Annotated in this window: 22 protein-coding genes and 1 tRNA gene; 15 read left to right on the top strand and 8 right to left on the bottom strand. The window is 64.5% G+C overall.

Going from position 1 to position 22,024, the window contains the following annotated elements; all coding sequences use genetic code 11:
• The first annotated feature begins 37 nt into the window (after window positions 1–37).
• The 9 genes from ACSU1G_RS27615 (at window position 38) to ACSU1G_RS27575 (ending at window position 10,297) form a co-directional block, all read left to right on the top strand.
• Window positions 38–1,357 (top strand): ABC transporter substrate-binding protein, encoded by a 1,320-nt coding sequence (locus tag ACSU1G_RS27615; protein WP_439283679.1) that lies wholly within the window; start codon window positions 38–40, stop codon window positions 1,355–1,357.
• Window positions 1,354–2,277, top strand: coding sequence for a carbohydrate ABC transporter permease (locus ACSU1G_RS27610; RefSeq protein WP_439283677.1), 924 nt, complete (start codon window positions 1,354–1,356; stop codon window positions 2,275–2,277). The genes ACSU1G_RS27615 and ACSU1G_RS27610 overlap by 4 nt, the downstream gene beginning before the upstream one ends.
• Window positions 2,274–3,080, top strand: a complete 807-nt coding sequence (locus ACSU1G_RS27605) for a carbohydrate ABC transporter permease (protein ID WP_439283676.1) — start codon at window positions 2,274–2,276, stop codon at window positions 3,078–3,080. Before ACSU1G_RS27610 ends, ACSU1G_RS27605 begins: the two co-directional genes overlap by 4 nt.
• Window positions 3,081–3,083: 3 nt before the next feature.
• Window positions 3,084–4,802 carry a CocE/NonD family hydrolase gene (locus ACSU1G_RS27600; RefSeq protein ID WP_439283675.1) on the top strand — a complete coding sequence of 573 codons (1,719 nt, stop codon included), beginning with the start codon at window positions 3,084–3,086 and terminating at the stop codon, window positions 4,800–4,802.
• A gap of 120 nt (window positions 4,803–4,922) precedes the next feature.
• Window positions 4,923–6,203, top strand: a complete 1,281-nt coding sequence (gene eno / locus ACSU1G_RS27595; protein ID WP_439283673.1) for a phosphopyruvate hydratase — start codon at window positions 4,923–4,925, stop codon at window positions 6,201–6,203.
• A gap of 175 nt (window positions 6,204–6,378) precedes the next feature.
• On the top strand, window positions 6,379–6,762 hold the full coding sequence (locus ACSU1G_RS27590; protein WP_439283672.1) for an FtsB family cell division protein: 384 nt from the start codon (window positions 6,379–6,381) through the stop codon (window positions 6,760–6,762).
• A gap of 36 nt (window positions 6,763–6,798) precedes the next feature.
• Window positions 6,799–7,320, top strand: coding sequence for a DUF501 domain-containing protein (locus ACSU1G_RS27585; RefSeq protein ID WP_439283671.1), 522 nt, complete (start codon window positions 6,799–6,801; stop codon window positions 7,318–7,320).
• Window positions 7,317–8,663 (top strand): S8 family serine peptidase, encoded by a 1,347-nt coding sequence (locus ACSU1G_RS27580; RefSeq protein WP_439283670.1) that lies wholly within the window; start codon window positions 7,317–7,319, stop codon window positions 8,661–8,663. The genes ACSU1G_RS27585 and ACSU1G_RS27580 overlap by 4 nt, the downstream gene beginning before the upstream one ends.
• 35 nt (window positions 8,664–8,698) lie before the next feature.
• The gene (locus tag ACSU1G_RS27575) at window positions 8,699–10,297 is read left to right on the top strand and encodes an NAD(P)/FAD-dependent oxidoreductase (RefSeq protein WP_439284003.1); all 1,599 of its coding nucleotides are present in this window, start codon (window positions 8,699–8,701) and stop codon (window positions 10,295–10,297) included.
• Between the two features lie 97 nt (window positions 10,298–10,394).
• Here ACSU1G_RS27575 and ACSU1G_RS27570 read toward each other — a convergent pair.
• Window positions 10,395–10,467, bottom strand: a tRNA-Leu gene (locus ACSU1G_RS27570).
• Window positions 10,468–10,522: 55 nt separating this feature from the next.
• On the opposite strand from ACSU1G_RS27570, the gene ACSU1G_RS27565 reads away from it, so the two are divergent.
• From ACSU1G_RS27565 to ACSU1G_RS27555, 3 genes are all read left to right on the top strand, one after another.
• Window positions 10,523–11,752: an alanine racemase gene (locus ACSU1G_RS27565; protein ID WP_439283668.1), complete on the top strand. Its 1,230-nt coding sequence runs from the start codon at window positions 10,523–10,525 to the stop codon at window positions 11,750–11,752.
• The gene (locus ACSU1G_RS27560; RefSeq protein ID WP_439283666.1) at window positions 11,749–13,062 is read left to right on the top strand and encodes a D-arabinono-1,4-lactone oxidase; all 1,314 of its coding nucleotides are present in this window, start codon (window positions 11,749–11,751) and stop codon (window positions 13,060–13,062) included. The genes ACSU1G_RS27565 and ACSU1G_RS27560 overlap by 4 nt, the downstream gene beginning before the upstream one ends.
• A 72-nt stretch (window positions 13,063–13,134) precedes the next feature.
• Entirely contained in the window at window positions 13,135–13,701 is a 567-nt protein-coding gene (locus ACSU1G_RS27555; RefSeq protein WP_439283664.1) for a LemA family protein, read from the top strand.
• Between the two features lie 9 nt (window positions 13,702–13,710).
• Here ACSU1G_RS27555 and ACSU1G_RS27550 read toward each other — a convergent pair whose 3' ends face one another.
• Both ACSU1G_RS27550 and ACSU1G_RS27545 read right to left on the bottom strand, forming a co-directional pair.
• Window positions 13,711–14,598, bottom strand: a complete 888-nt coding sequence (locus ACSU1G_RS27550; RefSeq protein ID WP_439283663.1) for a hypothetical protein — start codon at window positions 14,596–14,598, stop codon at window positions 13,711–13,713.
• A complete protein-coding gene (locus ACSU1G_RS27545) occupies window positions 14,595–15,854 on the bottom strand; it encodes a winged helix-turn-helix domain-containing protein (protein WP_439283662.1) in 1,260 nt (419 codons plus the stop codon). The genes ACSU1G_RS27550 and ACSU1G_RS27545 overlap by 4 nt, the downstream gene beginning before the upstream one ends.
• A gap of 82 nt (window positions 15,855–15,936) precedes the next feature.
• Between ACSU1G_RS27545 and ACSU1G_RS27540 the strand changes: the two genes are divergently transcribed.
• Window positions 15,937–17,130 carry an AI-2E family transporter gene (locus ACSU1G_RS27540; RefSeq protein WP_439283660.1) on the top strand — a complete coding sequence of 398 codons (1,194 nt, stop codon included), beginning with the start codon at window positions 15,937–15,939 and terminating at the stop codon, window positions 17,128–17,130.
• Window positions 17,127–18,356, top strand: coding sequence for a threonine ammonia-lyase (ilvA, locus tag ACSU1G_RS27535; RefSeq protein ID WP_439283659.1), 1,230 nt, complete (start codon window positions 17,127–17,129; stop codon window positions 18,354–18,356). Before ACSU1G_RS27540 ends, ilvA begins: the two co-directional genes overlap by 4 nt.
• Window positions 18,357–18,457: 101 nt before the next feature.
• Here ilvA and greA read toward each other — a convergent pair whose 3' ends face one another.
• Window positions 18,458–18,946 carry a transcription elongation factor GreA gene (gene greA / locus ACSU1G_RS27530; protein WP_439283658.1) on the bottom strand — a complete coding sequence of 163 codons (489 nt, stop codon included), beginning with the start codon at window positions 18,944–18,946 and terminating at the stop codon, window positions 18,458–18,460.
• Window positions 18,947–19,041: 95 nt separating this feature from the next.
• On the bottom strand, window positions 19,042–19,428 hold the full coding sequence (locus tag ACSU1G_RS27525; protein WP_439283657.1) for a DUF4307 domain-containing protein: 387 nt from the start codon (window positions 19,426–19,428) through the stop codon (window positions 19,042–19,044).
• Between the two features lie 71 nt (window positions 19,429–19,499).
• On the opposite strand from ACSU1G_RS27525, the gene ACSU1G_RS27520 reads away from it, so the two are divergent.
• Window positions 19,500–19,811 carry a hypothetical protein gene (locus ACSU1G_RS27520; RefSeq protein WP_439283655.1) on the top strand — a complete coding sequence of 104 codons (312 nt, stop codon included), beginning with the start codon at window positions 19,500–19,502 and terminating at the stop codon, window positions 19,809–19,811.
• A 7-nt stretch (window positions 19,812–19,818) separates the two neighbouring features.
• Here the strand turns inward: ACSU1G_RS27520 and ACSU1G_RS27515 are convergent, their stop codons facing one another.
• The 3 genes from ACSU1G_RS27515 to trhA all read right to left on the bottom strand — a co-directional run bounded on the left by ACSU1G_RS27515 (window position 19,819) and on the right by trhA (window position 21,878).
• Entirely contained in the window at window positions 19,819–20,586 is a 768-nt protein-coding gene (locus ACSU1G_RS27515; RefSeq protein ID WP_439283653.1) for an SDR family NAD(P)-dependent oxidoreductase, read from the bottom strand.
• Window positions 20,586–21,059, bottom strand: coding sequence for an S-ribosylhomocysteine lyase (locus tag ACSU1G_RS27510; protein WP_439283651.1), 474 nt, complete (start codon window positions 21,057–21,059; stop codon window positions 20,586–20,588). Before ACSU1G_RS27510 ends, ACSU1G_RS27515 begins: the two co-directional genes overlap by 1 nt.
• Before the next feature lie 114 nt (window positions 21,060–21,173).
• Entirely contained in the window at window positions 21,174–21,878 is a 705-nt protein-coding gene (gene trhA, locus ACSU1G_RS27505) for a PAQR family membrane homeostasis protein TrhA (protein WP_439284001.1), read from the bottom strand.
• Window positions 21,879–22,024: the final 146 nt, after the last annotated feature.

Here is a 22,024-nt window from a genome sequence, read left to right as displayed (position 1 = left end):
CTGCGTCGCAGACCATCGTAAGGAAAGGAAAGTCGCAATGAAGCGTCCCTTCGTTGTTTTCACTGCAGTCGCAGCCACTGCAGTTCTGCTCGCCGGATGCGGTACCGGCGGTGCAACCGTCACGCCGCAGGATACGGCGGATATCAACACAGACATCGCTGGCGAAGACGTCACCATCACCCTCGCATACGCCAGTGATCCGCCTGCATCTGCTCTGGTGGAGGGCTTCCAGGAGAAGTTCCCCAATGTCACGGTGGACATGGTGCAGACTCCATTCGCCGACTATCAGACCAGTCTGAAGCTGGCGATGGCCTCGGATGACTCGCCAGACCTCGTGCAATACAGTCCTGGGCCGATGCGTTCGATCGTGCCCGCAGGGCTCGTCGAGAAGCTTGAGCCGTACGCAGAGGCTTACGGCTGGCGCGACAAGGTCGCTCCTGGTCTGCTCGGCATGCTCACTTCCAACGAGTCCGCGACCGAGTACGGCTCCGGAAACCTCTACGCCATGCCCGGCGCGATCCAGATGATCGGCGTGTTCTACAACAAGCAGCTCACCGAGGCCGCGGGCGTGACCGACACACCTGAGACGCTTGTAGAGTTCGAGGAGGACCTCGCCGCCGTGCAGAAAAGTGGCGTCGCCAAGAGCGTGGCGGCGATGCCGGCGCTCGGCATCGGCGGCTTCCAGCTCTGGGGCGTGCTCGCGAACGTGCTCGGCGACGTCGAGACCTTCAACGACTGGGTGTACGGCAAGGAGGGAACCTCGTTGCTGAGCGACGAGGGCTTTACCGAGGCGGCAGCAGTCATGGCGCAATGGTCCGAGGCGGGGTACTTCCCGACCGGTGCCGCAGCGATCGACGATGCCACGGCGATCGCCAGCTTCGAGGCCGGGGAGAACGCGTACTACGTCACCGGCAACTGGAACACCGAGGTGTTCGAGTCGGCTCTGGGCGATGACCTCGGCTTCTTCCTCATGCCCGGCACCACCGCCGATGCCCCCGCCGTCGCCACGGCGTCAGGCACGCCGTACGCGATGTCGGCGAAGTCCCAGCACAAGGACGTCGCTGCGGCGTTCCTCGACTACATCTCCAGCGTCGACGCAGCGCCGTACCAACTCAAGGCCGGGCTGCTGCCCGTGACGCCGGACGCCGCACTGGAGCTCAGCCCTGCGGTCGCGGCCATTCAGGAGGGCTACCTCGCCGTCAGTGCCGACAACGGCAGTGCACCGTTCTCGAACTGGGCATCCAGTTCGATGATCGACACGCTCACCTCGGGCTCACAGGGTGTGCTCAACGGCGCCGTCACCCCGCAGGCGTTCGTCGAGTCACTGCAGGCAGACTGGGAGTCGAACCGGCCGTGATCGTCGTACCGAAGGCGGAGGGGCGCGGTCTCGCATCGCGCCCCTCCCGCCGGAGGCCCTCCTCGAGGAGTCTCCGGGCTTATCTCTACATCCTCCCCGCCGCGATCGTCTACATAGGGTTCAGTCTCTGGCCGGCTCTGAACACTGTCTACTACTCACTGCTGAGATGGGACGGCCTCAACGCCGGAGTCTGGATCGGCGCCGACAATTACGTCAATGTCTTCACCGACCCGAAGCTGCTCGGATCCGTGCTGCACAGCTGCGTACTGATCGTCTTCTTCGCATTCATCCCGATCACCATCGGGCTGCTGCTGACCGGGCTTCTGATGGGCAAGGGCACCAAGGGGATGACCGCCTTCCGCGTCATCTACTTCCTCCCACAAGTGGTCCCGCTGGTCGCCGTGGGCGTCACATGGCGGTGGATCTTCTCGGACGAGGGGATCATCAACACCGTGCTTCGCGCCATCGGGCTCGGTGCGCTCGCGCAGCCGTGGCTGGCTGAACCCAGCACGGCCCTCATCGCGATCGGCGTCGTCGGCTCGTGGTGCATGACGGGTCTGTGCATGATGCTCTTCATCTCGGGCGCCCAGAAGATCGACTCGTCGCTGCTCGAGGCAGCCGCGATGGACGGAGCCGGCCCTATGCGCCGTTTCATGGCCGTCGTGCTTCCCGGTCTGCGCGGAGAGATCTCGATCGCGGCAGTGCTGACGACCATCGCCGCACTCGCCAGCTTCGATCTCATCTACGTCACCACGGGCGGCGGTCCCCAGGATGCGACCACAGTTCCCGGTTTGCTCGTGTTCCGACTCGCCTTCAGCTACAACCAGGTCGGCCAGGCTGCCGCGCTCGCCATCGTCCTCACTGTCTTGATCCTCATATTCGTGACCGTCATCCGTCGACTGACAAGGGAGAAGGCATGAAACCCCGCCCCATCGTGCTGGTCTCCCGGCACGTCGTCCTCGTTCTGTTCGCCGTGGCGTTCCTGATTCCCTTCGTCGGCATCGTGATGGCGGCGGTCACCAGCAGCGACCCGGCTGACCCCGGATACACCTTCGAGAACTTCCTCCTGGCCTGGGAGGAAGGCCGATTCTCGCAGCTGTTGGTATCAAGCCTCATCATCGAAGCGCTCGTCGTCCCGGCGACGATCGTGCTGGCGGTGCTGGGCGGATACGGCCTCGCGGTGCTCCTTCCGCCGGGGAACAAATGGATCACAGGCGCATTCGTGATCGGTCTCACGCTCCCGACAGAGCTCGTCGTGATCGCGCTCTACTACAACCTGAGCGCCGCGGGCCTGACCAATAACTACCTCGGCATCGCGTTCGCCGAGATGGCTCTGTTCCTCCCGTTCGGTATCTATTGGATGCACACGCACTTCTCCGGCCTTCCGCGTGAACTCGTCGAATCCGGGCGTATGGATGGTGCCAGCGATCTGAAGGTGCTCACGAGGCTGCTGCTGCCGATCTCGCTCCCGGCGCTGACGACGCTCGCCGTGCTCTTCTTCGTGTGGGCGTGGAACCAGTTTCTCATCGTGCTTGTGCTGATGCAGAGCCCCACCAAACGCACGGCGACGGCGGGCCTCGGCTTCTTCGTCGGCGAGTACTCAACGGACGTGGCGCTGCTCTCCGCGGCATCGCTGATCGTGATCGCTCCTGTCGTGATCGTCTACCTGGTCTTCCAGCGCAGCTTCGTCGAAGGCGTGACCCAGGGCGCAGTGAAGGGATAGGGAATGGGCCAGGCGGGGGAGCAGGAAGCGTTCGCGTTCGGGCGTCACCGATTCGCGTTGCGTGACGGCGTCGAGCTCGACGCTCTCGTCTTCCGCCGCATAGACGACGCAGCGCCGACCCTCGTTCTGCGAACACCCTACGGCGTTGACAATCTCAATGCGATGCCCTCTCCGGACTACCTGTCGCTGCTGCGCGAGGGGTACAACATCGCGTGGGTGGGGTGCCGAGGAACGTTCGGTTCTGACGGTGATTTCGCGGGGATCGCGCTTGAGCAGGAGGACGGGTGGGACACGATCGAGTGGATCGTGTCCCACCCGTGGTCCGACGGGCGCGTGGGCACATTCGGCGGGAGCTACACCGGCTACACGCAGTGGGCCGTTGCCGCCTCCGGGCACCCCGCTGTGCGGGCCATGGCCATTCGCGTCAGCTCGACGGACTGGTATCGCGCACCGTGGTACCACGAAGGTGGGGTACTCAACCACGAGATGGCGACCAAATGGCACTTGACGATGCGTGCCGCCGAGCATCAGCGTGCGCACGAGCGCGACCCAGCGGCTGGGCCGACTCCGGCTGCTGTGCAGGCACAAGTCTCGCGCCTGCTCGATCTTCCTGAAAGTGTGGCCTTGCGCGATCATCCTCTTGTCGCGTCGGACTCTCGCCTGCTCACGGTCATCGATCATCCGCAGCGCGACGATCACTGGCGCACGCTCGACTGCTCGAACGCGTTCGGGCGGATGACGCAACCGGTGCTGATGATCGCCGGATGGTTCGACCATTTCCTCACCGGTCAGCTGGCCGACTTCAGGCGCTACCGCGCGCTGGCCGGATCACCCGAAGCCCGTCGCGGCACCAGGCTCATCATCGGCCCATGGACGCACGGCCCGTTCGAGAACAATTTTCCCGCCGTCGACTTCGGCTCTCACGCAGGATCGGCCGGCGCCGACCTCACGGGCGAGCATGTTCGGCACTTCCGACAATCACTCCCCATCGGCGCATCGATCAGCGGGCCAGAGCAGCCGGTGAAGATCTTCGTGATGGGCATCAATCAGTGGCGGGAGGAGCAGGATTGGCCGCTCCCGGACGCCGTCGACTCGCCCTGGCATCTGTCGCTGGACGGCTCACTCTCGCATGAGCAGTCGAGAGGAGAGGGCGAGCTCGCATTCGATTACGACCCGGGCCGCCCTGTGCCGACTCTCGGGGGCAACTCGACAGGCTCGTACCGGTGGGACGGACCAGTGGACCAGCGCCCGCTTCTGGACCGCGACGACGTGCTCGTGTTCAGCTCAGCACCACTGGAGGTGCCCGTGGAAGTCACCGGACACGTGCGCGCCACTCTGTTCGTGAGTTCGTCAGCTGTCGACACGGACATCACGGTCAAGCTCACCGACATCCACCCTGACGGGCGGGTGCTCAGCGTGTGCGACGGCATCCTGCGTCTGCGACATCGCCATGGCGTCGAGGCGTCCACTCTGCTCGCGCCCGGTGAAGTCTACGAGGTGACCGTCGACATGTCTGCCACCTCACTCGTCTTCCTCGCCGGTCACCGCATCGGCCTGATGATCTCCAGCAGCGATTACCCCCGTTACCAGCGCAATACGAACACCGGCGGCGTCATCGCCGCGGAACCGATCGCTGCGTCGGTCCGCGCTCGTAACAGCATCCACATCGGGCCAAGCAAACGCTCCCGCGTGATTCTGCCCATCGTCCCACCGAGGTCGTGAGGCTTGAGGGGTCGTTCTTCAGGACTGACCCGGCATGTGAACGGTGGATGCCGCGCACTAGACTGGCCGTGGATCGACGACGCTCCACAACCACCTTTTCTCTGAGCAAGGAGCACATACGTGGCACTCATTGAGGCTGTAGGCGCACGCGAGATTCTGGATTCACGCGGCAACCCAACCGTCGAGGTGGAGGTGCTCCTCGACGACGGCATCGTTCAGCGCGCAGCCGTCCCCTCCGGAGCATCCACTGGCGCATTCGAGGCGTACGAGCTTCGCGATGGAGACAAGAGCCGTTACGGCGGCAAGGGTGTCCTGAAGGCAGTCGAGGCTGTCATCGACGAGCTCGGCCCGGCTATCGAGGGTGTTGAAGCCAGCGAACAGCGCATCATCGACGGGATCCTCAACGAGACCGACGGTACCGAGAACAAGCAGCGCACCGGGGCAAACGCCATCCTCGGCGTCAGCCTCGCTGTCGCCAAGGCCGCCGCTGACAGCGCCGACCTGCCGCTGTACCGCTACCTCGGTGGCCCGAACGCGCACGTTCTGCCTGTGCCGCTGTTCAACGTCATCAACGGTGGCGAGCACGCCGACAATGGCATCGACATGCAGGAGTTCTTCATCGCACCGATCGGCGCGGAGAGCTACTCCGAGTCGCTGCGCTGGGGCGTGGAGACCTACCACGTACTGCGTGGCGAGCTGAAGGCTGCCGGCTACGCCACTGGCCTCGGCGACGAGGGTGGCTTCGCTCCCGACCTGCCCAGCAACCGTGAAGGTCTCGAGTTCCTGATCAAAGCAATCGAGAAGGCTGGCTTCACCCCGGGCAAGGACATCGCCCTCGGCCTGGACGTCGCGGCGACCGAGTTCTTCAAGGATGGTGTCTACCGCCTTGACAACAAGAACTGGTCAGGCCCCGAGCTGATCGAGTACTACGTCGGCCTGGTCAACGACTTCCCGATCGTCACGATCGAGGACGCGCTCGCCGAGGACGACTGGGACAACTGGAAGCTCCTCACCGATGCCCTCGGCTCGAAGGTGCAGCTCGTTGGCGATGACCTGTTCGTCACCAACCCGACACGTCTGGCCGACGGCATCAAGCGAGGCGTTGCCAACTCGCTGCTGGTCAAGGTCAACCAGATCGGTACGCTCACCGAGACGTTCGACGCTGTCAGCCTTGCCCAGCGCTCGGGCTACACGGCGATGCTCTCGCACCGTTCAGGCGAGACCGAAGACACCACGATCGCCGACCTTGCTGTCGCAACGAACGCTGGCCAGATCAAGACAGGTGCGCCCGCCCGCAGCGAGCGCGTCGCGAAGTACAACCAGCTTCTGCGCATCGAGGAAGACCTCGCTGAGGCCGCGGTGTTCGCCGGCCGCTCGGCGTTCCCCCGTTTCCAGGGCTGAACACTGACTGCGCAGAGCGACTGAAGAACTGAGACGAGAAGGGGGAGCCATGACGAGACGTCCGGCTTCCCCTTCTCGATCACAGGCTTCTCGAACACAGGCCTCTCGATCACAGGCTTCTCGACCTCAGGTTGACGTTCGGGAATGGGCCTCCGGCATCCGGCTGTCGGGATTCATGGTCATCATGCTCTCGCTCGTCGTGTTGGGTGCATGGGTACTTGTGCCGACGCTGGGCACCTACATCGATCAGCGTCAGAAGATCGCGGCGCTCGAAGCGTCCGTGCAGGTGAGTGCTGGCGAGATCAAGGCGCTCGAGCAGGAGCGCGAGCGCTGGGAAGATCCGGCGTACATCACCACTCAAGCGCGCGAACGCCTGTACTACGTCAAACCGGGGGAAGTGGTCTACCTCGTTGACAATGACCTCGATCCGGCGGCCCTGCCTCAAGAGCAGGCTCCGGTGAGCGATGAGCTCACGCAGACGCCGGCCGATTGGATGCCGCAGCTTCTGCGCACGATCGCAGGCGCAGGTCTCGCCCAGACCGCCAGCGAAGCGCCGTAGGGGTTTCCACAGGATCATCTCCCGTAGGCTTGGATCGTGACGACACCGCCTTTCGACCCTCCCACACCTGCCGAGATCGACGTCGTATCGGCGCAGCTCGGTAGGCAGGCGCGCGGTGTGATCGGTATCGCTGCGCGGTGCGTCTGCGGCAACCCCACGGTCGTCGCCACGAGCCCGCGTCTGCCAGACGGCTCGCCGTTTCCGACGTTCTATTACCTGACTCACCCGGCAGCGACTGCCGCGATGTCGACGCTTGAGGCCACCCTGGTGATGCCTGAGCTCGCAGCCCTCCTTGTAGAGGATGAGACGGTCGCGGCCGCGTATCACGCCGCGCATAAGGCGTACCAGGCAGACCGCGCGCAGTTCGGTGAAGTGCCCGAAATTGACGGCATCTCCGCCGGTGGCATGCCCACACGCGTGAAGTGCCTGCACGCACTTGCCGGCCATGCACTCGCGGCCGGTCCCGGAGTGAACCCGATCGGCGATGCCGCGCTCGAGCGTTCCTCGTGGTCTCCCGAGCGCTGCCAGTGCGATGAGCCAGGGGCAGCGATCGCATGACGCTGATGCGGACGCTGCGTGGCACCGTCGCGATTGCGGCAGTGGCGGCATCCGTCTTGCTCACTGGTGCTGCCGGCACACCTACGCCCGAGCCGTCTCCCACGCCGACACCGACACCGACAGTGGCACCACCACCCGTCGCTGACGACCCGTCCGACCCAGTGCGCGCGAAGGAGTACTGGCTCGACGGCGCTGGTTTCCGCGACGCCTGGTACACGACGCGCGGCAAGGGTGTGACGATCGCGATCATCGACACCGGCGTCGGCAAGGTACCGCTCACCTTCGGTGAAGCTGTCACCGGGGGCATAGACGTCTCCGGAAGCGGCACGCCAGATGGGCGCTCGGCCGTCGGCGCCGTAGACCCCGACCACGGATCCTGGGTCGCCTCGCTCGCGGCAGGCCGAGGCAAAGCCGACGGCACCGGAATGATCGGCGTTGCACCCGAGGCGAATCTGCTCTCGATCTCGGTGGGCTTCGGCGACGCAGCTGTCGTGCCGTTCGTCGAACAGGTGGCAACCGGCATCCGCTGGGCTGTCGACAACGGTGCAGACGTCATCAACATGTCGTTCACGACGAACACGTTGGACTGGGACCAGAGCTGGGACGAGGCGTTCATGTATGCCTACGAGCACGACGTCGTCGTCGTGGTCGCGGCAGGCAACCGCGGTAGCGGCACCTCGGTCGTCGGCGCCCCCGCCACCATTCCCGGTGTGCTCACCGTTGGCGGTGTCGACCAGACCGGCACGGCAAGTCGTGAGGCTTCCACCCAGGGCATCACGATCGGCATCTCGGCACCCAGCGAGGGACTGCTCGGCATCTCCGCTGACGGCACTCTGAAGCCGTGGTGGGACGGCACGAGTGGTGCCGCCCCGATCGTGGCGGGTGCGGCCGCGTTGGTCCGGGCTGCGCACCCAGAGTTGGATGCTGCGAACGTGATCAACCGCATCATCAAGACGGCGATCCAGGTGGAAGAGATCACGGAAGTTCCGGACCCGAACTACGGCTATGGACTTCTGGACGCCTCTGCTGCGGTGTCAGCATCCGTTCCCCTCGTGGACGCGAACCCGATGGGGGATCTCGCGGAGTGGATCCGGCTGTTCCGCCGCGCGGACGCAGAACCGCAGCCAGACCCCGAGATCACACCTGTCGAAGTCGAGGCGCTTCCGGCGGCTGAGCCGCCCACAGAGCCGGGTTCGCCGCTGCTTCCGAGCGCTGAATCTTTGCGATACGGTACCCTGCCGCTCATTGCACTCACTGTGCCTGGTATTCTTGTGGGGCTAGGCGTCACCGCAGCTGCCCGGCTCATCCGATCGGCGCGCAGTAAACGCACGCCAGCAGCCTGACTAGGAGTTATCCCTCTGTGCCTGAGAACAGCACTGTGCCCAAGATTCTGATCGTCGGTGGCGGCTACGCGGGTTTCTATACAGCGTGGAAGCTCGAAAAGCAGCTCCGCAAGCGTGAAGCCGAAGTCACCATGGTCGACCCGCTTCCGTATATGACTTACCTGCCCTTCCTCCCGGAGGTTGCAGCAGGATCGATCGAACCACGGCACGCGGTGGTTGCTACTCGTCGTCACCTCAAGCGTACGAATGTGGTCGCCGCGAAGGTTACCAAGATCGACCACGCGAACAAGGTTGCCACCATCACCCCGGCTGAGGGCGCGGCATACGAGTTCGAGTACGACCAGATCGTCGTCACCGCAGGGTCTGTCTCTCGTACCTTCCCGATCCCCGGCATCGCCGACAACGCGATCGGCATGAAGTCGATCGAAGAGGCCGTCTGGGTTCGTGACAAATTGCTGTCGAACTTCGACAAGGCAGCTGCAATGCCTGCTGGCCCCGAGCGCGAACGACTGCTGACAGTCGTGGTCGTCGGTGGTGGCTTTGCTGGCATCGAGACTTTTGCCGAGCTGCGATCCTTCGCTTCTGCTCTCCTCAAGCGCTACCCGCAGCTCTCCTTCGAGGAGACGCACTTCCACCTCATCGAGGCCATGGGGCGCATCATGCCCGAGGTTTCGCAGCAGACCAGCGAATGGGTCCTCAAGGACCTCGCCAAGCGCGGCGCCAATGTGCATTTGGACACTCAGGTGACCGGAGCTGTCAACGGCGACGTGCAGATCTCCACCGGCGAAGTCATCCCGAGCGACATCATCGTGTGGACGGCCGGAGTCATGGCCAACCCGCAGGTGGTACGTGCCGGCGATCTGCCCACAGAAGAACGCGGTCGCATCCGTGCCGAGGCCACGCTGCGCGTCATCGACGCTGACGGCAAGGTCGTTGAAGGCGCGTGGACCGCGGGTGATGTTTCGGCTGTTCCCGACCTGACCGGCGGCGGCGTCGGCGGCTTCTGCGTTCCGAACGCACAGCACGCCGTGCGCCAGGCCAAGCGTCTCGCCAAGAACCTCATCGCTGTGCTTCGCGGCGAAGAGCCGGTGAACTACGTGCACAAGAACCTCGGCGCTGTCGCAGGCCTCGGCCTCGGTACCGGTGTCTTCCAGTCTGGGAAGTTCGCGCTCAAGGGCTTCCTCGCCTGGATCGCACACCGTGGCTACCACGGGCTGGCCATGCCGACGTGGGAGCGCAAGTTCCGCGTGCTGTGGGGCTGGTGGAACAACCTGTGGCTCGATCGCGACATCGTGAACCTTGAGAAGGTTCAGGAACCGCGTGCGTTCTTCGAGGAGTTCGCTTCGCGTCCGCGCCCGGCATCGGATGCCTCGGCACCTGCGAAGCCTGCTGAGGCCAAGCCTGCGGCCGCGAAGCCCGCTCAGGCCAAGACTGCTGCGGTGAAGGCCGACGAGAAGCCTGCCGAGAAGAAGCCGGTAGCTAAGAAGCCTGCCGCGAAGAAGGCCCCCGCCAAGAAGGTTGTGGCTGACAACGCCGCGGCATCTACGGCGGAGAAGGTCGCACCGGCGAAGAAGGCTCCTGCAAAGAAGGCTCCTGCAAAGAAGCCCGCTGCGAAGACAGCCGCCGCAGAGTAACTTCCAAAACACGCAATCCGCCCTTCCCTGCACACGGGAAGGGCGGATTTTGCGTTCTCGGCGGCGTAAGCCGGTGTAGAGCGGTGTAAGACTGCGGTGCCCCCACTGGGACTCGAACCCAGACTGAAGCGATTTTAAGTCGCCTTCCTCTGCCATTGGGATATGGGGGCGTGCATTCACCAGCCTATCTGCGCAGGAGATCCTGTGACGTCGTAGGGTGGGGGAGTGATCGAGCTCACCGCGACATCGACGTCCGCAGACACCCGTTCCTGGGAGCATCCTGGCCGCTGGTGGCCGCGACTGACGGATGCCACCTCTCATCTTGCGGCGCCCGTCGCCGTCATCGATCTTGATGCGCTTCGGCACAACGCAATGGATCTGCTGGTGCGCTCCGGAGGCATCCCGATCCGCGTCGCATCAAAATCGGTGCGTGTTCGCGGGGTGCTCGACGCGGTGCTGAGGATCCCCGGATACCAGGGCATCCTCTCCTTCTCACTCGCCGAGGCGCTCTGGCTCTGTGAGGCCCACGATGACATCGTGCTCGGCTATCCGACGGTCGATCGCGCGGGCCTTGAGCGACTTGTTCATGACGAGGTCGCGGCGTCACGGATCACGCTGATGGTCGACGACGTGGCGCACCTCGATTTCATCGACAGCATCGCCGCTGCGGGCCAGCGTGAAACGATTCGCGTCGCCATTGATGCTGATGCGTCATGGCGATCGGCGGCGCTCGGGCACATCGGTGTGCGCCGTTCGCCCCTGTTCACCGCTGCCGAGGTCGCCCGCTTCGCTCGGATGATCACGCGGCGTCCCGGCTTTCAGCTGGTCGGTCTGCAGATGTACGAGGCTCAGATCGCCGGTCAGGGCGATAACGGTCCGGACGCGCCGCTCATTCGGATGGTGCAGGCTCGCTCCCGCAGTGAGCTGCGCACGCGCCGCGCCGAGATCGCAGATGCGCTCACCGAGATCGCGCCGCTGGAATTTCTCAACGGCGGTGGTACCGGCTCGCTGGAGTTCACCGGCAGCGATGAGTCGGTCACCGAGGCATCCGCTGGCAGCGGCCTGCTCGGCGGGCATCTGTTCGATGGTTACCGCTCGTTTCGGCCAGCGCCGGCGACCGCGTTCGCCTTTGACGTTGTGCGCCGTCCGACAGAAGACATCGCCACGGTGCTCGGCGGAGGGTGGATTGCCTCCGGCCCCGCCGTCGCCTCGCGACAGCCGTTGGCAGTATGGCCCGAGGGTCTGCGCGCACTGCCCAGAGAAGCGGCGGGCGAAGTGCAGACGCCGTTGCAGGGCGCCGCAGCACGCCATCTGAAGATCGGCGACCGAGTCTGGTTCCGGCACGCCAAGAGTGGTGAGCCCGCCGAGCATATTAATGCGTACCACCTCGTCTCCGGCGCCGAGGTGATCGACGAGCTGCCCACCTATCGCGGCGAAGGAAAGGCTTTTCTGTGACACGACCCGGCGGTACCTGGCAGAACTGGGCCCGCTCGGCCCGCGTCCGACCTGCTCGCATAGAACGTCCGCGCTCACCAGAAGGCGTGCAGCGCGCCGTGCACGCGGCGATCGCGCACAAGCTGCCGATCAAGGCTGTCGGCGCGGGTCACAGCTTCACCGGCATCGCAGTGGCACCCGGTGTGCTGCTGGAGCTTGATGACATGCAGGGACTGGTGTCTGTCGACTCCCCGCGCGCGCGTGTGAAGATGCTCGCCGGCACTCGACTGCATCGAATCCCCGGACTGCTCGCTCCGCATGGGCTCGCGATGCAGAATCTCGGAGACATCGATCGCCAGTCGATATCGGGTGCGATCTCCACGGGAACGCACGGCACGGGTGCGAGGTTCGGGGGACTTGCCACACAGGTGGTCGCGGTGACCCTGATCACAGCCGACGGTGAGTTCCTAGAGATCAACGAGGAGGAGAACGCGGAGCTGCTGCCTGCCGTGGCGCTCGGGCTCGGAGCCCTCGGCATCCTCGTCGATGTCACGCTGCAATGTGTACCGGCGTTCGTGATGCACTCGATCGACGAGCCCGCGCCCATCGAGGATGTGCTGGCGACGTTGGATGAGCGTGTCGCAGCGTCCGATCATTTCGAGTTCTACTGGTTCCCGCACACCGATGTCGCGCTGACGAAGCGGCAGACACGCCTGCCGGAATCGGCCCCGCGCCATCCGCTGCCGCGCGTCGGACGCTGGATCGATGAGACTCTGCTGTCCAACGGCGTGTACCGGGTGGTGTGCGCGGCCGGGCACGTGGTTCCGGCGATCACGCCGCCATTCAGCAGGCTGGCAGTGACGCTCACCGGAGATCGCGATTACACCGACCGTTCACATACGGTGCTGACGCAGAGTCGCACTGTACGGTTCCGTGAGATGGAATACGCCCTGCCTGCGGAGAACGTCGTTCCGGCGTTTCGCGCAGTGCAGAAGCTGATTGCCCAGCGTGGATGGAAGATCGAGTTCCCGATCGAGGTGCGCTTCGCCGCTGCGGATGATCGATGGTTGTCCACTGCGTATGGTCGTGCCAGCGGCTACCTCGCTGTGCACAGATACTGGCGCGCTGACCCGACGGAATATTTTGAGGCCGTCGAGCAGATCTGTCTCGAACACGGTGGGCGCCCGCACTGGGGCAAGCTGCACACGCTGAACGCGGAGCAGTTGCGCGAGCGCTATCCGCGCTTCGATGACTTCGTGACGCTGCGCGACCGGATGGACCCCGAACGCCGGTTTGCGAACCGATATCTCGATCGAATTCTGGGTGCGTGACGCGTCACCCAGTTCACATGCAGACTGCGTGGATAGTATGAAAAGAAATTCGGCTCTAGGGGGTTACGCGCCATGGAATGGCTCATTCCGGTTCTGATTGTCGTTGCAGTACTGGTGCTCATCGGCATCTACTTCTGGGCGACGTATAACTCCCTCGTGCAGCTGAACGTCCGTGTCGACGAGGCCTGGAGCGGCATCACGGTGCAGCTCAAAAGACGAGCCGACCTCATCCCGAACCTCATTGAGACGGTCAAGGGATATGCCTCGCACGAGAAGGCCGTATTCGAGAACGTTACGCGCGCCCGTGCAGAGACCCTGTCCGCGGGCAGCCCCGGTGAGGCAGGCATCGCCGAAGGCCACCTGCAGCAGGCGCTCAAGAGTCTGTTCGCAGTTGCCGAGGCATACCCGCAGCTGCAAGCCAGTCAGAACTTCCTTCAGGTGCAGCATGCCCTCGTCGACACCGAAGACAAGATCCAGGCGGCTCGCCGCTTCTACAACGGCGGCGTGCGCGAGTTGAACACGAAGATCAAGGTCTTCCCGAACAACCTGTTCGCCAGGGGCCTCGGCTTCAACGAGCGGGAATTCTTCGAGGTTGCAGACAGCGCAACGATCGCCGAGCCGCCGCGCGTACAGTTCTAGTTCCGCCCGTCACCACACCGACAGCACGATGTCGTCAGCGGTGAAAGTCACGTCACCGCGCAGCGCCCACGTCAGGGTGCGGTAGGTCAGCGACTTCGCCGAGCCATCGAGCGCTGTGCCGGTGACCGTCGCGACGAGTGCGCCGCCATCTGCGTGGAATGAAGTCGGTGTGAGCGCAATGGCCGGTGTGTGGTCGATGCGGTAACTGATCTCGCTCACCGCACTGAAGTCTGCAGCCCAGGGGATGACCATGCCGCAGGATGCGGGAACGTGTGCAGCGGTTTCCGTGCAGATTTTCAGATAGTCGTCGAGCTGCGCTTGCGCCAGTTCAGTGGCCTCGGGTCGAAGAGTTGCGTGCAGCTCGATCTCCTGTGTGCTCCCGGGCAGAATCTGGAGCGCGGCGTGTGCGTCCAAGAAAGCGGCAGGAACCGCGACGACCGCATACTCGGCCGGTAACAGCGGCACCGCAGAATCGGCCGTCAACGCGGCATCACCGATGCTGACCGGCACGTTGAACTGCACGGTGCCCAGCGCGGACGCGGCATCCGGCACCCATCTGCCGGCCTGGTTGATCATCGTGATCTCGGTGGTGAACTGCTCGTCACCCAGCACGTACGAGACCGTGACGAGCGTCGAGGATTCTTCCTCGGCCGAGGATTCGACGGTGGCCTCGCTGAGATGCGCGCTGGCGGCGACGAAAGCGGATGCGGCCTGCTCTGACGTCTCGACACCGGCGGCCTGCACGGCCTCCAGATCGCCGTCTGCGAGCGCGTGGAAGTATGCCAGGGCCTGGTCCTCAGCGCTGCTGCCGCGCGGCAGCAGAAACCAGACCAGCGCCGCTAGTGCCACGACAGCCGCCGCCGCAGCTGCGACGATCCAGACCGTGCGCCGCTTCATGCGGACTCCCGTGCGTGTACATGGCGTTGCACGCCGCCGCGTGCAACGCGCAAGGCTGCTGCCACGGCCTCCGCCGCGTCTCCCCACCCAGATACCGACACATTCTCCAAGCCCTGCCACGTCGCCGCGAGCGTGAGCTCACGCGCGATCGGCTCGGCGTCGCCGGGGCGAGCCTGCGGCTCCCACCAGGCGGACTGCACCTGCAGCGTGGACGACGCCCGATCAGCCTTGAGATCGACTCGTGCGACGATGCGATCGCCGACGAGTACCGGCAAGGAGTAGTAGCCGTAACGGCGTTTGTGCGCCGGTACGTAGATCTCGATGCGGTAGTCGAGAGCGAATGCGCGCAGCGCCCTCTCCCGGAACCAGACGACAGGGTCGAACGGGGTAAGGATCGCGACGGCATCCACTTGGCGGGGGAGCACAGCGTCTCGGTGCAGCCATGCGGGAACTGGTCGACCGCCTCGCTCCCACCCGCGCACATCCACCGGTTGAAGGTCCCCACTGTCGACGAGCTCGTCGACAGCCTGTCGAACGGCCTTGCGATCGCGGATGCGATAGTAGTCGGCGAGATCGGATTCGGTGGCGACGCCGGTGGATCGTGCCGCGCGGTGCACGAGTTCGCGGATCGCGTCGTCGCGGGGAACCACTCGCTCGCGGGCTTCATCGGGGATTACCTGCTCCTCGAGTGCGTACTGCCGCTCGAACCCGCGGCGGCCGCTGATGGCGACGTCTCCGGTACGCCAGAGGTGCTCGAGCGCGAGCTTCACGTCATCCCAGTCCCACCAGGTGCCACGCTCGCGAGGTGCGTCTGCCCTCAGCTGCGCCGGACGCAACGGCCCACGACCACGCAGCTCGTCCTTGACCCATGCGAGTGTGCGGGCGTTCCGACTCATCCACGACTCCGGATCGGCTTCCCAACGGGAGCGGAACGCGTCCATTCGGAATCGCCAGAGCGCCCAGTCATCGACCGGCACGAAAGTTGCCTCATGGGCGAGGTACTCCACGTAATGGGTGGTGCGAGCCAGGAAGACGCGGTCGAGAAGTGCCGGATCATAGCTGCCAAGGCGCGAGAACAACGGGAGGTAATGGCTGCGTGCGAAGACGTTCACCGAGTCGATCTGCAACACGCCGAGCCGCTCCATCGCCCGGTGCATATGACGCGCCGCCACCGCGGTCGCCGGACGGCGTCGGGTGAATCCCTGGGCAGCAAGAGCAACACGACGAGCCTGTGCGGCGCTGAGGGTATCGGACACCTGGTCAGCGTATCGCCCGGTCCGGACAACGCGACTGCCAGCAGTCACAGCGAGCACTCAGCACCGCCATTAGACTGACGACATGACGGATGAGCAGCGCCCTCGCAAGCGCGATCTTCTGTGGGGTCGTATGCCGACCGAGCGCACGGTCTCGACAGAAGCCGACAACGCTGTGCCTCTCGCTTTGCGGATCACCGCGAGCTACGCCTGGCGACTGCTCCTGGTCGCGGCGGCGGCAGGGGTGATCATCTGGCTGGTCATTCAGCTGAAGCTCCTCGTGATCCCGATACTGATCGGCATCCTCATCACAGCGCTGCTGTGGCCGGCCTTCGATCTGATGTTGCGTAAGCGCTTCCCCCGCTGGCTCGCGATCGTCATCGCCCTGCTCGGAACACTCGCAATCGTGGCCGGGCTGCTCTGGCTTGTCGGTTGGCAGGTCGCTCGCGAATGGCCCTCGGTGCAGGAGAGCACCTTGCGAGCCGTCGACGAGTTCCGGCAATATCTGATGAGCGGCCCGCTGCACCTTTCGGCAGATCAGATTCAGCAGTACATCGACCAGGGCTTCGCGCTGATCCAGCAGCAGGCCGAGCTGCTGTGGTCCGGTGCGCTCGCGATCGGCTCTACGGCCGGGCATGTGGTTATCGGTACTCTGCTGACCGCCTTCGTCCTGATCTGCCTGCTCGCAGACGGCGGTGGCATCTGGCGTTGGACGACGAAGCTGTTCCCGCGCGACGCGCGACCGGCGGTCGACGCCGCGGCACGCAATGGCTGGCGGACGGTTGTCAACTACGCGAAGACTCAGCTGCTGGTCGCCACAATCGACTCGATTGGCATCGGACTCGGTGCGTTTCTCCTCGGCGTCCCCCTGGCGATTCCCGTGGCAGTGCTGGTCTTCCTTGGTGCGTTCATTCCGATCGTTGGTGCGGTGGCCACTGGTGCGGTGGCGGTATTCCTCGCGCTCGTCTACAACGACCCATGGAACGCCTTGTGGATGCTCGTCGTCGTGATCGGCGTGCAGCAACTCGAGGGTCACGTTCTGCAGCCGATCCTGATGGGATCCGCGGTGAAGGTGCATCCGCTCGCCGTGGTTCTGGTAGTCGCCGGCGGTTCGATGGTCGCAGGCATCCCCGGCGCGCTGTTCGCCGTGCCGCTGGCCGCGTTCGTCAACGTTGTTGCCGTCACGATCAGCAGCGGTTCATGGAAGACCGGCAGGCAACCTGCCGGTGATCTGATCTGGAGTACAGTGCCGCGGGAGCGGCGACGGAGGAATACATGAGTGCAGTCCCCAGTCTGGCCGAGTTCGAGGAAGCCGCACGGGGGCTGGCGGGCGTGATCTCCCATACGCCGACGCTGCCGTCCAGGGCGCTGTCTGACATTCTCGGTGAAACCGTCGTACTCAAGATGGAGAACCTTCAGCGCACCGGCTCGTTCAAGATTCGCGGGGCTGCGTACCGACTGTCGCAGCTCACCGAAGAAGAACGCTCCCGGGGTGTGGTCGCGGCATCAGCCGGCAACCACGCCCAGGGCGTGGCACTCGCGGCGCAGGCGCTCGGGATCGCGGCGACGATCTTCATGCCGTTGGGCGTACCCGTACCGAAACTGCTCGCGACTCGTGGCTACGGCGCCGAGGTCGTGCTGGAGGGCGAGACCGTCGCGACGTCTCTGCGACTCGCCGCGGAGTTCGCCGAACGCACTGGCGCGGTGATGATCCATCCCTTCGACCATCGCGACATCGTGATCGGGCAAGGTACGCTCGGCCTCGAGCTGATCGAGGATGCTCCTGATGTCGACACGATCCTCGTCGGCATCGGCGGGGGAGGCCTCATCGCCGGGGTTGCTGCGGCGGTGAAGGCTGCGGCGGCGAAGATCGGCCGCACGGTGCGGATCATCGGTGTGCAGGCAGAGAACGCCGCCGCGATGCCGTTGTCGCTTGCAGCGGGGCATCCGATCGAGATCGTGACGCAGCCGACCATCGCCGATGGCATCCTGGTCTCTCGGCCCGGCGACGTGCCCTTCGAGATCATCAAGGAGCTCGTCGACGAAGTCGTCACAGTGACCGACGATGACATCGCACGGGCGATTCTCATCCTGCTCGAGCAGGCCAAGGTCGTCGCTGAGCCCGCAGGGGCGGTCGGCGTCGCCGCGATCCTCGCCGGGAAGATCTCCGGCACCGGAAAGACCATGGCAGTGCTCTCGGGAGGCAATATCGACCCGCTGCTGCTGCAACGTGTCGTGTCACACGGGCTGGCAGCATCCGGTCGTTATCTGACCATCCGCATCCCGCTGCCTGACCGCCCCGGTCAGCTGGCACGCGTCTCTGAGCTCGTCTCGCAGGCAGGTGCCAACGTGATGGAGGTCATGCACACCAGGCACGGGCAGGGCCTGCAGATCAGCCAGGTGAGCCTGCAGTTGAGTATTGAGACAAGAGGGGCGGAGCACACCGAGCTGACGCTCGACACGCTCCGCCACGCCGGTTACAACCCGGAGGTCATCCCGGATTAATCCCCACGCCCACTCCAGACATCGCTACGCGCTGCCTGGAGCCTCTGGGCGCGTGGCCCCTCTCCGGGCAGACGTGTCGTGTTCGATCCTGGTGCGGGGTGTCAGCCGGAGAAGGTGTCGACCTTCACAACCTCTACCGCGATCGGCTTTCCGCTGGGAGCCTCGTAGCTGGTCTTTGCGCCGACCTTCAGGCCGAGAATGGCCTGGCCCAGGGGGCTGGCTTCGCTGTAGACATCCAGGTCAGTGCCACCGGCGATCTCGCGGCTGCCGAGCAAGAAGGTCTCTTCGCCTCCGGCGACGATAGCCGTGACGACGGTTCCCGGCTCGACGATGCCACGGCTCGCGGGCGCGACGCCGACCTTAGCGGTCTTGAGGAGCTGCTCCAGAGTGCGGATGCGGGCTTCCTGCTTGCCCTGCTCATCCTTTGCAGCGTGGTAGCCGCCGTTCTCCTTGAGGTCGCCTTCTTCGCGAGCCGCTTCAATGCGTTTCGCAATCTCGTCGCGACCGAGCGTGGAGCGCTGCTCGAGCTCGGCGACGAGTCGATCGTAGGCTTCCTGCGTGAGGAACGGTACCTGAGCGTCTGTGGACACAGCGTGCTCCTTTTGTGCGAACGCCCTTCAGGGCGGTGGGGGATATGCCAAGACGCCCCGGCAATGGGCCAGGGCGTCGGTCGTCTTAGGGGATTCTACGCGATCCAGCAGGTGTTCACCAAACCTGTGGTCGCCTCTGACACAGTCGGAACGGTGGTGCTGAGCTGCTGCGTATGGCTGTCGCCGCCTGGGATCTCCACGACCTTCCAGCCGACAACGCCGAACTCCTCATCCAGTGCCTCGACCGCGCAGACGACGTCTTTTCCCTGCGTCGCGCTGACCTGGAAATGCACTGTCACGCTGTGCTCGTCGACCACTTCGTAGCCGAGATCGTTGGCGCCGACGGAGTTCATCGATTGGCTGACGGTCATCCACCCGGCGATGACGACCACGGCCAGTGCGATTACTCCGCCGATGATCCACGGCATTCGCCGTTTGCGGCCGCGACCGTATCGCTTGTCGAGTTCGAGTGCGGTCGTCACGTGGTGGGTCTTTCGGTCGTTAGGCTGGTAGTTCCAGGGTACGCGACCTGCGAATGAGAGGTGGACACTTGATGGTGATCTTCGCTGCAGAGACTCCGATTCCGACGCCGTCGATGACCGTCGACCCGAACTCGGTCACTCCAGGGCCTGCCGGGTTCGCTGTCATCATCATCGTGCTGATTGCCGTCATCTTGCTCATCTGGGACATGAACCGCCGTATCCGCCGTGTGCGTTACCGCGAAGAGGTGCGCGAAGAGCTGGATGCCGAAGAAGCAGCCAACGCCGCCGCGCAGGGCACGGATGCTGTCGCATCCGATGACGCGGCATCCGAAGATGCGGCATCCGATGCCGCGGCATCCGATGAAGGAAAGCCGCCCGCCTGAGTCAGGCTCAGTGCATTGTCATGCCGCCGGTGACGTTGAGTCCCTGGCCGGTCATGTAGCTGGCCAGATCACTGGCGAGGAAGAGGGCAACACCCGCGACGTCCTCGGTCGTACCGGTGCGCCCAAGCGGCACCTGCGAACGATCCTCCGCGGCGACCTCCTCAGCGGTCATGCCGCGAAGCGCACCGCCTTCGACGCGTTCACGGTGCTTCATCGGCGTCTCGATGATGCCAGGGCAGATCGCGTTCACCGTGATGCCGCGGGGTGCGAGCTCGGTAGCCATCGTCTTCGTCACGCCCATCACCGCGTGCTTCGACGCGACATAGGCGGTCATCCCGCGGTAGCCGTTCTTTCCGGCCTGCGATGAGATGAAGATGATGCGTCCGGTGCGGCTCTCGGCGATGAGCCGGCTCGCCACGCCTCTGGCGACAAGAAACGACCCCTTCGCGTTGACGTCGAGATTGCGGTCCCAATCCGCCCCTGTGGTTTCCGTCGCGAATCCCATGGTCGAGGTGCCGGCCGCCGTCACCGCGATATCGATCGTGCCTACGGCCTCGGAGACAGCATCCAAAACGCCCTCCACGGCAGCCTCATCGCTGACATCGAGACGTACCGACCAGTGGCGCTCTCCTGACTGCTGTAAGCCTTCAGGCACGCTCAGATCGGCGCAGACGACCGTTGCACCCTCGGCGAGGAAAGCGTCGACGATGCCCGCCCCGATTCCGCTGTTGCCTCCGGTGACAAAGACGATGCGGCTGTGAAGTTCGTCGAACATCACACACCCACGCGTGTGAACGCGTCGAGGCTGATGCCCTGCTCGAGGATGCGCTTGGACCACTCGCGGGCGCTGTGCAGGCTGTGGTCGCGGTAGTTGCCGCAGCTGATCGCGTCGACACCTGGCACATCGTCCCAGGTGATGTCCTCGGCGATTGCGGTGAGTCCGGCGCGGACGGCGGCGACCACATCGGCGACGCTCGGCTCGCCCCAGACGATGAGGTGGAAACCGGTGCGGCAACCGAACGGAGAGATGTCGATGACACCATCCAGCTGATCGCGCAGCCGGCTGGCGAGCACATGCTCGATGGTGTGCAGGCCTGCGGTCGGGATCTCGCCCTCGTTGGGTTGCACGAAGCGCACGTCGAAGTTGGAGATCGCGTCACCCTTGGGGCCAGATTCCACCGCAATGCGGCGAACGTAGGGGGCGTGAACTGCAGTGTGGTCGAGTGCGAAGCTTTCGACGTCAGCCATGGTGTTCTCCTTCGGCGTTGCTCACTGGGGTGCAGAGAGAACTTATCCGCGGATGTGTCCGAACATCACATCCTGTTACGCACCATTGCTCAGCGGTTGGACTCGTGTGCCAGATCAGCCCGGCAAACCGAGCGAAGGCGAGTACGGCGCGAGGGAAATTAGCAGACACGCAGTCCAGTGGCACAGGAATGCGAGGACAGTGCACAGATGGAAGATCTCGTGAAAACCGAAGTGGCCGGGCCACGGGTTCGGCTTCTTCATCGCGTAGACGATCGCGCCGCCGGTGTAGAGCAGACCGCCCACGCAGACCAGCACCATCATCGCCACGTTCGCCTGCAGCAGGTCGGCCATGTACATCACTGCAGCCCAGCCGAGCACGAGGTACAACGCGACGTACAGCCAGCGCGGTGCGTTGATCCAGAACACCCGGAACAGGATGCCGAGCGCTGTACCGCTCCAGACCAGGATGAGCAGCAGCGTCCCCTTGTCGGGGAGCAGCGCGTTCACGGCAAGAGGCGTGTAGGTGCCGGCGATGAGCAGAAAGATGTTCGCGTGGTCAATGCGTTTGAGGGTCAGCTTTGTCTTCGGACTCCAGTTGAAGCGGTGGTACAGCGCAGAGATGCCGAACAGCAGGAGCGAGCTCGCCATGAACACGGCAGCGGCCCACTTGGCGGGCGCGCCCTCAGCGAGCAGGATGAGCACGATGCCGGCAACGATCGCGATGGGGAACGTCCCCGCATGCAGCCAGCCCCGCCACGTCGGCTTGATCTCGACCTGGGCATCAGCCTGCGCAGCCTTCAGCAGCGGCAGTTCTGGCACGGGAGTGGCGTTTGCGTCGGGTGTGCTCACGTGCTCACTCTAATGGGGGTGCATCGGCTTGATCCGTGGGTCAGGCTGGTGGTTGAGTCCGTTGGTGGGTGAGCACTCTTTCACTCAGGCCTTTGAGGTCTAGATCTAGATCGTGC

The organism is Microbacterium sp. A93, assembly GCF_051842835.1.
This window is presented reverse-complemented; position numbering and strand designations above follow the sequence as displayed.

What these genes read in the sequence shown, in the direction of transcription:
- ACSU1G_RS27615 (WP_439283679.1), top strand. Translation starts at nt 38, where the DNA reads ATGAAGCGTCCCTTCGTTGTTTTCACTGCAGTCGCAGCCACTGCAGTT.
- ACSU1G_RS27605 (WP_439283676.1), top strand. Translation starts at nt 2,274, where the DNA reads ATGAAACCCCGCCCCATCGTGCTGGTCTCCCGGCACGTCGTCCTCGTT.
- ACSU1G_RS27600 (WP_439283675.1), top strand. Translation starts at nt 3,084, where the DNA reads ATGGGCCAGGCGGGGGAGCAGGAAGCGTTCGCGTTCGGGCGTCACCGA.
- ACSU1G_RS27590 (WP_439283672.1), top strand. Translation starts at nt 6,379, where the DNA reads ATGGTCATCATGCTCTCGCTCGTCGTGTTGGGTGCATGGGTACTTGTG.
- ACSU1G_RS27580 (WP_439283670.1), top strand. Translation starts at nt 7,317, where the DNA reads ATGACGCTGATGCGGACGCTGCGTGGCACCGTCGCGATTGCGGCAGTG.
- ACSU1G_RS27555 (WP_439283664.1), top strand. Translation starts at nt 13,135, where the DNA reads ATGGAATGGCTCATTCCGGTTCTGATTGTCGTTGCAGTACTGGTGCTC.
- ACSU1G_RS27550 (WP_439283663.1), bottom strand. Translation starts at nt 14,598, where the DNA reads ATGAAGCGGCGCACGGTCTGGATCGTCGCAGCTGCGGCGGCGGCTGTC.
- ACSU1G_RS27540 (WP_439283660.1), top strand. Translation starts at nt 15,937, where the DNA reads ATGACGGATGAGCAGCGCCCTCGCAAGCGCGATCTTCTGTGGGGTCGT.
- ilvA (WP_439283659.1), top strand. Translation starts at nt 17,127, where the DNA reads ATGAGTGCAGTCCCCAGTCTGGCCGAGTTCGAGGAAGCCGCACGGGGG.
- ACSU1G_RS27520 (WP_439283655.1), top strand. Translation starts at nt 19,500, where the DNA reads ATGGTGATCTTCGCTGCAGAGACTCCGATTCCGACGCCGTCGATGACC.
- ACSU1G_RS27515 (WP_439283653.1), bottom strand. Translation starts at nt 20,586, where the DNA reads ATGTTCGACGAACTTCACAGCCGCATCGTCTTTGTCACCGGAGGCAAC.
- ACSU1G_RS27510 (WP_439283651.1), bottom strand. Translation starts at nt 21,059, where the DNA reads ATGGCTGACGTCGAAAGCTTCGCACTCGACCACACTGCAGTTCACGCC.